At 44.3% G+C, this 11710-nt stretch carries 10 protein-coding genes; 9 read left to right on the forward strand and 1 reads right to left on the reverse strand.

Annotation, left to right across the window (positions count from 1 at the left end; all coding sequences use genetic code 11):
• Positions 1-112: 112 nt before the first annotated feature.
• The 8 genes from miaB (at position 113) to hfq (ending at position 9442) form a co-directional block, all read left to right on the forward strand.
• Positions 113-1639 carry a tRNA (N6-isopentenyl adenosine(37)-C2)-methylthiotransferase MiaB gene (gene miaB / locus ABE021_RS07270; protein ID WP_430287781.1) on the forward strand — a complete coding sequence of 509 codons (1527 nt, stop codon included), beginning with the start codon at positions 113-115 and terminating at the stop codon, positions 1637-1639.
• Positions 1639-2073 (forward strand): RicAFT regulatory complex protein RicA family protein, encoded by a 435-nt coding sequence (locus ABE021_RS07275; RefSeq protein WP_430287782.1) that lies wholly within the window; start codon positions 1639-1641, stop codon positions 2071-2073. Before miaB ends, ABE021_RS07275 begins: the two co-directional genes overlap by 1 nt.
• A 96-nt stretch (positions 2074-2169) precedes the next feature.
• Positions 2170-2718: an outer spore coat protein CotE gene (gene cotE / locus ABE021_RS07280; RefSeq protein WP_430287794.1), complete on the forward strand. Its 549-nt coding sequence runs from the start codon at positions 2170-2172 to the stop codon at positions 2716-2718.
• A 124-nt stretch (positions 2719-2842) separates the two neighbouring features.
• Entirely contained in the window at positions 2843-5407 is a 2565-nt protein-coding gene (gene mutS, locus ABE021_RS07285) for a DNA mismatch repair protein MutS (protein WP_430287783.1), read from the forward strand.
• Positions 5408-5422: 15 nt separating this feature from the next.
• The gene (gene mutL, locus ABE021_RS07290) at positions 5423-7303 is read left to right on the forward strand and encodes a DNA mismatch repair endonuclease MutL (RefSeq protein ID WP_430287784.1); all 1881 of its coding nucleotides are present in this window, start codon (positions 5423-5425) and stop codon (positions 7301-7303) included.
• Positions 7304-7316: 13 nt separating this feature from the next.
• Positions 7317-8231 (forward strand): alpha/beta fold hydrolase, encoded by a 915-nt coding sequence (locus ABE021_RS07295; RefSeq protein WP_430287785.1) that lies wholly within the window; start codon positions 7317-7319, stop codon positions 8229-8231.
• Positions 8228-9187 (forward strand): tRNA (adenosine(37)-N6)-dimethylallyltransferase MiaA, encoded by a 960-nt coding sequence (gene miaA, locus ABE021_RS07300; protein WP_430287787.1) that lies wholly within the window; start codon positions 8228-8230, stop codon positions 9185-9187. The genes ABE021_RS07295 and miaA overlap by 4 nt, the downstream gene beginning before the upstream one ends.
• Positions 9188-9217: 30 nt before the next feature.
• Entirely contained in the window at positions 9218-9442 is a 225-nt protein-coding gene (hfq, locus tag ABE021_RS07305) for an RNA chaperone Hfq (RefSeq protein WP_191688176.1), read from the forward strand.
• 22 nt (positions 9443-9464) lie between these two features.
• Here hfq and ABE021_RS07310 read toward each other — a convergent pair whose 3' ends face one another.
• Positions 9465-10070 carry a trimeric intracellular cation channel family protein gene (locus tag ABE021_RS07310; RefSeq protein ID WP_430287789.1) on the reverse strand — a complete coding sequence of 202 codons (606 nt, stop codon included), beginning with the start codon at positions 10068-10070 and terminating at the stop codon, positions 9465-9467.
• Positions 10071-10188: 118 nt separating this feature from the next.
• On the opposite strand from ABE021_RS07310, the gene ABE021_RS07315 reads away from it, so the two are divergent.
• Entirely contained in the window at positions 10189-11454 is a 1266-nt protein-coding gene (locus ABE021_RS07315) for an aminotransferase class I/II-fold pyridoxal phosphate-dependent enzyme (RefSeq protein WP_430287790.1), read from the forward strand.
• The last annotated feature ends 256 nt before the right edge of the window (positions 11455-11710 follow it).

The raw sequence follows: 11710 nt of genomic DNA on the forward strand, positions 1-11710 counted from the left end.
ATGGGGGACAATCCCTTATGTTCGTATACAGATGTCAATCGCTTCAGTATAATGAGGATACCTACTGTTTGGTTTCAACTAGATGAACAGAATCAAGAGAGGGGCTTATCGCATGAACGAAGAACAACGGCTTGCGGGCCAAGTACCTGTGACAAAGGAAAAGGACTATAGTCAATATTTTCAATCCGTCTATACGCCGCCATCTTTAAAAGAGGCTAAAAAACGAGGCAAAGAAGAAATTTCATATCATGATGATTTTATGATAGATGAACAATTTCGCGGAATGGGTATAGGACGCAAATTTTACATAAGGACATATGGATGTCAAATGAACGAACATGATACCGAAGTCATTGCCGGGATTTTAGTAGGGCTAGGGTATGAACCGACAGACACCGTCAAAGATGCGGATGTCGTTCTTTTGAACACGTGTGCAATCCGGGAGAACGCTGAAAACAAAGTGTTCGGTGAACTGGGGCATTTGAAGCCTCTTAAACTGGAACGTCCTGACATGCTGATTGGTATATGCGGATGTATGTCACAAGAAGAATCCGTGGTCAATAAGATCCTCAAAACGTACGATCAAGTAGACATGGTTTTTGGAACGCACAACATCCATCGGCTGCCTGAAATTTTACGCGAAGCATACTTATCAAAAGAAATGGTAATAGAAGTATGGTCCAAAGAAGGCGATATCATTGAAAACCTTCCCCGCGTTCGGAAAGGCAACATTAAAGGGTGGGTCAATATTATGTACGGCTGTGATAAATTCTGCACGTACTGCATCGTCCCTTACACACGTGGAAAAGAACGCAGTCGTCGACCAGAAGATATAATCCTGGAAGTCCGTCAGTTAGCTGCAGCTGGCTACCAGGAAATCACCTTACTCGGTCAAAATGTCAATGCTTATGGAAAAGACTTTGAAGGTGAGAACTATCGATTAGGGGATCTTATGGACGAGCTTCGCAAAATCGATATTCCTCGAATCCGTTTTACGACGAGCCATCCACGTGATTTTGATGATCATCTCATTGAAGTACTCGCTAAAGGCGGTAACTTAGTGAATCATATTCATTTGCCGGTTCAATCCGGTTCGAGTGAAATCCTGAAACTGATGTCTAGAAAATATACACGGGAACACTTCTTGGAACTTGTTTCTAAAATTAAGCGGGCAATACCGGGTGTCACGTTAACAACGGATATCATTGTCGGGTTTCCAAATGAGACAGAAGAACAATTCCAAGAAACCATTTCGTTGTATAATGAAGTGGGATTTGACATGGCCTTCACTTACATCTATTCTCCAAGAGAAGGAACCCCTGCCGCCAAGATGCAAGATAATGTTCCAATGGAAGTGAAGAAGGACAGACTGCAGAGACTGAACAAAGTCGTCAATGATTTCTCAGCAGCAGGCATGAAACCCTATCAAGGAAAAATAGTGAATGTATTAGTTGAAGGGGTAAGTAAGCGGAATGAGGAAGTACTCTCTGGATATACCGAGAAAAGCAAATTGGTGAATTTCCGAGCGCCATCAAATGTCATCGGTAAAATTGTTCAAGTGCGTATTACTGAAGCGAAGTCATGGTCGCTTGACGGAGAATATATCGGAATAATAGAAGAGGAAAAGGTGATGTTATAATGGAAAAGCTGTATACAAGAGAAGATATTATTGAAAAGTCAAGAGAGCTTGCACACATGGTCGCAAACACGGAGCAAGTGGAATTATTCAAGAAAACGGAAGCGCACATTAATGAAAACAAAAAAGTGCGGGAGAAGATTGCAAGCTTGAAGTCCTTACAGAAACAAGCCGTCAACTTCCAGGAGTACGATAAGGAACGTGCCCTCGGCATCATAGAGAAGAAAATCGAGCAGATTGAAAATGAGATCGACGATATTCCATTGGTTCAAGAATTCAAGCAATCTCAAAATGATGTAAATGATTTACTGCAACTGATTGCCAATACGATTTCCAATCGGGTAACTGATGAAATCATCGAGTCTACTGGTGGAGATGTACTAAAAGGCCAAACTGGATCTTACGTACAAAGCACACAGCATAAGCCTTTATCCTAACTTTCAAGTCGGGGGAGAAAAATTCTCCTCCGATTTTTTCACTTTCTGGGCTCCTGTTGCATAGGATGTAAAGAAGTCCACGAAGGAGGAAGAAAACTGAAGAATCTACGACAAGTCGTTACGAAGGCAGTGATTGCAAAAGGGAAGCAGCGTACGGAAAAGGAAGTTACGCTACTCCCGCCTAACCGCCCTTCCAGTATTCTTGGCTGCTGGGTAATCAACCATACCCATAGTGCCAAAAAAACTGGTTCGTCCATTGAAGTAACTGGCAAATTCGATGTCAACGTCTGGTACTCTCATCATGACCACTCCAAAACTTCAGTATTTACAGAGACGGTGACGTACAAAGACAAAATCCGTCTCCGCTATCGGGATGAACCCTCATCTTCAAAAGAAGAAATCCGCGTAGAAGTATTGCAGCAGCCTAATTGCACAGAGGCAATCATTTCGGATTGCAAAGAAAAATTCCTGATCAAAGTGGAACGGGAGCTCGTGGCAGAAGTAATTGGTGAAACAAAGGTCATGATTACAGTACATCCAAATGACTTTGAAGAAGAGTGGTCGTTCGACGATGAATCATCCCACCATCAAAGTCATGCAAACGAAGGCGGTTCAAGAGTAGGAAAAGACAATTCACAGTTTTAAAAGCCGAAGCATGTTTTCGGCTTTTTTTCTTTTTATGGAATGCTAGCAACAGCGCTTTCGTAAACGATATCAGTGATCTTCTGTTATACTTAAGGAATACTATTTAGGCTGTGAGGGAACTAGAATGACAACACATACACCAATGATGCAACAATACTTGCAAATAAAATCACAATACGAAGACGCCTTTCTTTTTTTTAGATTAGGTGACTTTTATGAAATGTTTTTTACGGATGCAACAGAAGCATCTCACATACTAGAAATCACATTGACTAGCCGTGAAGGTGGAGAGTCTGGAAGAATTCCAATGTGCGGGGTTCCTTACCATTCTGCTCAAGGTTACATAGAAACACTTGTCCATAAAGGTCATAAAGTTGCGATTTGTGAGCAAACAGAAGACCCGAGACACGTGAAAGGGATTGTGAAACGGGAAGTCGTGAAAGTTATCACGCCGGGGACAATCACGGAAGGTAAAAATATCGATGCCCACTCCAATCATTTCATAGGATCATTCGATAGGATTTCCGAAAACGTTTGTGCATTTGCATATGTGGACCTGGCAACCGGAGAAGGCACGGTTGAGCATATTCAAGGTGACGAAAGTGCGCTTGCAGCTGCAGTGGAATCTCTCGGGATGAAAGAAGCAGTTGTCGATGAACAAATGCAGCTAATGCTCGGTGATTTCAGTCAAAATAAAGGAATTGTCTTATCTCTGTGTGACCGGGAACTATACGAACCTCAAGGAAGAGAACTCTTCGGAACAATTCCGGAAATGGCAACAGGTGCGTGTAAACGTCTCATCGCCTATCTTCAGCAAACACAAAAGACAAGCTTGGAACACTTGCAGCCCTTTAAGTTTCTAGCTCGGGAATCCAAGCTGACGATTGACGCAAACTCTATGAGGAATTTGGAGCTCGTGCAATCGATCCGTTCTGGAGGCAAGGAAGGAACATTATTCTGGTTACTGGATGAAACGAATACAGCTATGGGCGCACGGAAACTGAAAACTTGGATCCGCCAACCGCTTGCAGACCGCTTGGAAATCGAGCATAGGCTGGAAACGGTATCCGAACTGATGGATGCATACTTTTTAAGAGACGATCTAAAACAAGCTTTGCGGGAAGTGTATGACCTGGAACGGTTGGCAGGAAGAATTTCAATGGGCAGTGCAAGTGCACGTGACCTTGCACAGCTACGTAACTCCCTGCGAACAGTTCCAGTTTTGAAACAACAGCTTGCTGATTCAGCGAAGTCAAATTTAGTGGATTTTTCAAAGAGGATCAATCCATGTGCTGACCAATGTGCAGTGCTTGAGTCGTCTATTGCAGAGGCACCCCCTCTTTCGGCAAAAGAAGGAGGCGTCATCAAAGATGGTTATCATGACAAGCTGGATACGTATAGGGATGCCTCTAGAAACGGTAAACTGTGGCTTGCCGAACTTGAACGGGAAGAACGTCAAAAAACAGGGATTAAAGGACTGAAAATCGGATACAATCGAATTTTTGGCTATTTCATCGAGATCACGAAATCCAATTTACATCTTGCAGACCTGACACGCTATGAACGTAAACAGACATTGGCTAACGCTGAGCGTTATATAACCCCTGAGCTGAAAGAAAAAGAAGAGCTGATTTTAAGCGCGGAATCCGAAAGTCTGGATCTCGAGTACACATTATTTGCAGACATTCGGGAACAGATGAAACAAGGGATCGAACAAATCCAGCAACTAGCTTCTGTTCTAAGCGAATTGGACGTTTTGCTCGCTTTCGCTGAAATCTCAGAATCACAAAACTACGTTAAACCGATCTTTACAGAAGACAGATCACTCGATATCCGCAACGGTAGACATCCAGTCGTCGAAAAAATGATGGACCATTCGCTGTATGTGCCAAACAGCTGCAAGTTGGCAAATGACGCCAATATGTTATTGATCACGGGCCCCAATATGTCCGGTAAAAGTACTTACATGCGCCAAGTCGCGTTGACAGTAGTTATGGCGCAAATCGGTTGTTACGTTCCATGTGAGTTTGCCTCACTGCCGATCACTGACCAAATCTTCACCAGAATTGGTGCTGCGGATGACTTAGCATCAGGGCAAAGTACATTCATGATGGAAATGTTGGAATCCCAACAAGCGATTGCGCATGCCACAGATCGAAGTCTGCTGTTGTTCGATGAAATCGGAAGAGGAACCTCCACATATGACGGTATGTCACTAGCACAAGCGATGATGGAATATATCCATGACGAAATCGGTTCAAATACGCTATTTTCAACTCACTATCATGAATTGACTACTCTCGATGAACAGCTGGAAAGACTGATGAATGTCCATGTTGCAGCAATGGAACAGGAAGGTAAAGTTGTATTCCTCCATAAAGTGATGGCTGGACCAGCAGATAAGAGTTACGGGATCCATGTTGCAGAACTAGCGGGCTTACCGTCTGCTTTACTGCAGCGCGCAAGGGAACTATTGGAAGGCTTCGAGAATCAGAAAACTGCGGAAAAAATCATTCTGCCGTCGAGTGAACAAATAAGCTTCTTTGACTTGCCATCCGAAGAACCAGTTTCTGTGCAGCCTGTTGAAGGAATGGAAATTCTTGAAGAGCTAAAAGCTTTAGATTTAGCGAATACGACACCGCTTCAGGGGTTACAGCTACTATTTGAACTAAAAGCTAAACTGAAGTAAGAAAGGAGCAACCCGATGGATATCATAAAGGTGATGGACCAACCCTTAGCAAACAAGATTGCTGCTGGAGAAGTTGTAGAACGACCTGCGTCCATCGTAAAAGAGCTTGTAGAGAACTCGATCGACGCAGGAAGTACATCGATTGAAATAACACTGGAAGAAGCCGGGTTAACGAGTATCCACATAACGGATAATGGGAAGGGCATGACTACTGCAGACGCAGTTCGAGCGTTTGAGCGGCATGCAACGAGTAAAATCGATAATGAGCACGATCTGTTCAGGATCCGTACCCTTGGTTTTCGCGGAGAGGCTCTTGCCAGTATCGCGGCTGTTTCGAAAGTGCATCTTTGGACTTCTGATGGGATCAGTGGTACCGAAGTGGATATCGAAGGTGGCAATGTCTTGAACCATCGGGCGGCATCCCTCCGTCAAGGGACGGATATAACAGTATCACAAGTATTCTACAATACACCTGCACGGCTTAAATACATGAAGACGATCCAAACTGAACTAGGACATACGATTGACCTAGTCAATCGACTTGCTATCAGCCACCCGGAGATTGCATTCCGCTTAGCGCATGGTCAGCAACTAATATTGAAAACGTCAGGATCGGGTGATTTACAGCGCGTATTATCCGATGTGTATGGTATTGCGGTAGCCAAAAAAATGATCCCTTTTCATGCTGAAAATGCAGACTACAAAGTGAGTGGCTATGTGACGCTTCCCGAAATGACACGGGCATCAAAAAACTACATGACCGTTCTGATTAACGGCCGATGGGTTAAAAGTTATTCTGTGAATAAAGCTGTGTTGGACGCATTGCATACGTATTTGCCGATTGGCCGGTTTCCAATCATTGTATTGCGTGCAGAAGCGGACCCCTATCTGACTGATGTCAATGTTCATCCTTCAAAGCAATATATTAAAGTAAGTAAAGAAGGGGAACTTTTAGCTGCTGTTCGGGAAGGAGTCCATGCGGCAGTAAAGAAAGCGATCATTGTTCCCGATGCAATTGTGAAGGAGAAGAAAAAAACAAATTCACCGAGTGTCCAGGAATCGTTTTGGAGACACCCGGAACGCAATACTGAACCGGTTCAAAGTTTTCATACGACAAGTCAGTATCCTTCCCGGGAAAAGCCCTCTTGGACGGTTGAAGAGAAGCTTTCAAATGAAGATTTGACGAACAATCCAGAAGCCCGACCGAAACCTATCGAGGCCGGCGAAACTTCCAACACTGAAGAAGAATTTGTGGCATTCACTGGCCAAGAAGAGGTTGCAGAACCGGCCGCTCACTCCGAACCGAAAGCATCATTTCCGAAGCTGCTACCTGTTGGACAAGTCCACGGGACCTATATTGTGGCACAAAATGATGACGGTTTTTATATGATTGACCAGCATGCTGCACAGGAGCGTATTAAGTATGAGTATTTCCGTACGAAAATCGCGGAAGTGGATCATGAGGAACGACAAATGTTGTTGATGCCTTTGATTTTCCATTACTCAGCAGACGAGCAGCTGAAGATAGAAGAACGGCTGGATGCACTAGAGGAAGTCGGTATTTTCCTTGAACAATTCGGGCCTTCTTCATACACCGTAAAAGAATACCCTTCCTGGTTCCCTGCTGCAGAGGCCTCTTCGATTATTGAAGAAATGATCGAACAAGTCCTTCATACACGGCAAGTGAACATTGCAAAATTACGGGAAGACACCGCAATTATGATGAGCTGCAAAAAATCCATAAAAGCGAATCATTATTTGACTACTGAGGATATGAACCGCTTGCTGGATGATCTCGGGAAGTCGGAAAATCCGTATACATGTCCCCACGGTCGACCTGTATTAATTCACTTCACAACGTATGAACTTGAAAAGATGTTCAAGCGAGTGATGTAAAGGAGGAATGGTGATGAACGAACAGCTACTTACGATGTCTGATGGCGCTATACTTGATGCCTATACTTTGAAACCTTCAGGAATTCCGCGCGGACACATGTATCTTGTTCATGGCATGGCGGAGCATATAGGCCGATATGAGTCAGTGATGTACGATCTTGCACAAGCAGGATACGTTGTAACGGGTTTTAATCAGCGAGGTCACGGACGGAGAGCACTGGATAATGACCAACTTGGTGATTTCGGGGATGGGGTTACGTTTGATCGATTGGTTGAAGACGTGCTTGAAGTAATGGATTCCTTAAAAGTGGAGAATCCTAACCTGCCTCGTATTTTGTTCGGGCATAGTATGGGGTCGTTCGTTGTGCGTCGTTTCTCTCAAAAATATGGCGCGGAAATTGACGCGCTCATCTGTTCAGGAACCGCTGGTAAACCTGGTCTCACAAGAGTAGGCGGAAGTCTATTAGCTTCCATCTTATCTTTCAAAGACGGTCCCCATGCACCTAGTGAGCTTCTCGATTCCATCGGTTTTGGCGGTTACAACAAAATCGTTTTAAACCCGGAAACGAAGTTCGACTGGCTTTCAACAGATCGGCAAACTGTGCATGACTACATTGAAGATCCTTTATCAGGGGTGGTGTCCACGAATCGTTTTTTCCAAGTCTTATTTGACGGTTTGAAAAAGATCAGTACAACATCCGCCTATCGATCGGTCCCTGAAAAATTACCCATTCTTATGTTTGCAGGGACAGAAGATCCTGTAGGAAACATGGGGAGTGGAATTTTTGAGGCAGCAGAAATGTACAGGGATGCCGGAGTTGAAAACGTCACAGTGCATCTCTTAGAAGGCGTAAGACATGAAGCTTTGCAAGGAGCTTCCAGAGAACCTGTTTTGAATATGATGAAGCAGTGGGTGGAGAAACTATGAATCATTCAGCGGATGTACTAGCGATTGCGGGTCCGACAGCTTCAGGAAAGACCGCGCTCGCGGTAGGCCTAGCTCAATGTCTCGATGGGGAAGTGATAAATGGGGATGCGATGCAAGTCTATCGAGGTCTGGACATTGGGACAGCCAAAATCACTCCGGACGAAATGGAAGGCGTTCCCCATCATTTGTTTGATATCAAATCTCCAAGTGAATCATTCTCAGCTGCAGAATATCAGCAGATTGTCCGGGCAAAAATTTCAGAGATCCAGTCACGTGGAAAATTGCCTATACTTGCAGGGGGGACCGGATTATATATGCAGTCTGTACTTTTTGACTACCGATTCACGGAAGCAGCTGCCGATCTTGCTGTACGAAGCCGACTGGAAGAGGAGCTCGAAACTCTAGGTGCAAAGGCATTATACGAGCGCCTGCTCCAACTAGATCCCGTGAGCGCTGAAAAAATTCATCCGAACAACCACCGACGGCTCATCAGGGCTTTGGAAATTCTGGAAGTGAGCGGGGAGACAAAGGCAAATCACGAAGCGGATCAAGGGGCGACACCGATGTATCATACTTTTATTATCGGTCTCGATCTGCCAAGGGAGATCCTTTACGACCGGATTGACCGGCGCGTCGACCAGATGCTGGAAAAAGGATTGGTTGATGAAGTGAAAGTGTTATGGGAACGAGGGATTCGCGATGTGCAGTCTGTTCAAGCGATTGGCTACAAAGAATTGTACCAAGTAATTGAAGGTAAGCTGTCCATAGAGGAAGCTATTGAACTCATTAAAAAGAATACACGTCACTACGCTAAACGGCAGATGACATACTTCCGTAATAAGCTAGAAGTCAATTGGTATGATGCAACGACAGAGAAAAAACTGCTAGTTCAGAAAATATGCAACGAAGTAAAGGGATTTCAGTTGCAAGTAGCGAATACAAAAAGCAAGCATTAATTGCGAATAAGAACTTTAGGGGGAAGCAAGATGGCAAATGCCAATATGCAAGATACATTTCTGAATTCACTAAGAAAGAACAACACGTTTGTAACCATTTTTTTGACAAATGGTTTTCAGCTAAAAGGGATGATTAAGTCGTATGATAACTATACAGTTCTTTTGGAATCAGACGGCAAGCAACAACTCATTTATAAGCACGCAATTTCAACGTATGTTCCCGCAAAACCGGTTATCCTGAAAGATGAGCAATAAAAAAAGGCCATGGCGGCCTTTTTTATTTTGGCAACAAAGAGCGCTGGGGCAGCTGCCAGTGAAATTTGATGGATAACATTCGCAGAGCAGCTGTAACGACAAGCAGAATATAGAGGGCAGCGTCATGGATATACGTATCGAATCCGACTATTACCCCAGCAAGTGCAGCCCAGACTGCATATATGTCACTTTTAAAGACGAGTGGCTGACGTCCAGCAAGTAAATCGCGGATGACTCCCCCTCCCGCTCCAGTCAGAACCGCAGCCGCTACAACGGCAAAAAGGGACATCTCCAGTTCAACAGCCATTAAAGCACCTTGGATCGCAAAAGCTGCCAATCCGACTGCATCAAAATAGGATCCCCATCTATTCCAAGTTTTCAATAAGTATCCTGAAAAGAAAAAAATTATGACTATAAGTATTGAAGCAACTGTAAAAAACAGTTCCTGTCCCCATAGGACCGATACGGGCACCCCGATAAATACATTACGGACTGCCCCACCGCCAAATGCAGTCACCATTCCTAAAATATAGACTCCGAACATATCAAAATCTTCTTCCATCGCTACAATCGCACCTGAAATCGCAAATGCAGCTGTACCAATCAGACTGAACACATCCCATGTCACTTAAAAGTCCCTCCGTTCAACACGTTTTAAAAGTAACTGAATGCGTCTTCCGTTTACCCAAAGCGTTCTACCTGCTAAAATGGACAATGAACCTAAGGTATAGATTGGAGCATCCTGAATGAGTATACAGCAATTGAATGACGAAATCTTGATTCGTGCAGAAAAAATAGAAACCGAGCTGCAACCTTACGCAAAAGCAACAGAACGCATCGCTTTTTTGAATCAAAAAAAAGTATTGGCGGCGTTTAGAAAAAATCGGGTGAGTGACTTTCATTTAACTGGATCCACTGGATATGGATATGATGATGCAGGAAGAGAAGTGCTTGAACAAGTATACGCCGATGTATTCGGAGCGGAAGCTAGTTTAGTACGCGGTCAAATCATTTCAGGCACACACGCGATCGCAATCAGTCTTTTCGGGATTTTGCGTCCAGGGGACGAACTGCTCTATATAACAGGGAAGCCGTACGACACATTGGAATCCATCGTGTCAGGAGGAGAGCAAGATACCGGTTCTTTGCGGGACTTCAACATTGGCTACCAACACGTGGAGTTATTGGAAGATGGAACTGTCGACTTTGATGAAGTAGAACGTCAAATTAGCCCACAGACAAGAATGATCGGAATACAGCGTTCAAGAGGATACGCGGATCGACCTTCCTTTACAGTTTCTGAAATTGCTGACATGGTGCAGAAAATAAAAGCGAACCACCCTGATATGATAATATTTACAGACAACTGCTATGGTGAGTTCGTCGAAGAACTGGAGCCGACTGATGTAGGCGTGGATCTTATGGCAGGATCTTTGATTAAAAATCCTGGTGGCGGGCTCGCTCGCACTGGAGGGTATATTGCGGGCAGAAAAGTTTTGATTGAGAAATGCGGATATCGCATGACCTCTCCTGGTTTAGGTGCTGAAGCCGGCGCCTCGCTCGATACGTTACGGGAGATGTACCAAGGCTTTTTCTTAGCTCCCCATACGGTGAGCCAAGCTGTAAAAGGAGCTCAATTCACTGCAGGGATGCTTGAATCCTATGGACTTGTAACGTCTCCTCATTTCTCTGCAACACGAACGGATCTGATTCAATCGGTGTCGTTCAAAAATGCAGAGCAAATGATTGCATTCTGTCAAATGATCCAAGCCAACTCACCAATCGATGCACACGTGAGCCCAGTGCCATCTTATATGCCAGGTTATGCAGATGATGTGATCATGGCAGCCGGGACCTTCATACAAGGATCGAGCATCGAGTTGACAGCTGACGGCCCAATACGACCGCCTTATACAGCTTACGTACAAGGCGGTCTCACTTACGAGCATGTAAAAGTAGCCATCCTCTCCTCAATCGAGCGCCTGATCGAACATGAACTGATCACGCCTTAACTAGGAGTCTGGCGGAATGGATACGAGGGATCATTAACGCTGGAAAGTGATCATAAAACTAGGAAAATGCTCATAAATACAGGAAATCGCTCGTAACCAATCAAGCCTTCCAAAACGGTGTGGTCCTTATCACCTGAAAAAACTGGTTCTAAATCAAATGTTGGGGTGATGTGAGTTGCACGTCACCCTTCAACCTAAATGAATCCCAATTTCTTTATACTTCATGTTTAATAAGATCTTCGCTCTGAAGTGATCG

This window comes from Sporosarcina gallistercoris, from assembly GCF_050459885.1.
GTDB classification, from domain to species: Bacteria; Bacillota; Bacilli; order Bacillales_A; family Planococcaceae; genus Sporosarcina; species Sporosarcina gallistercoris_A.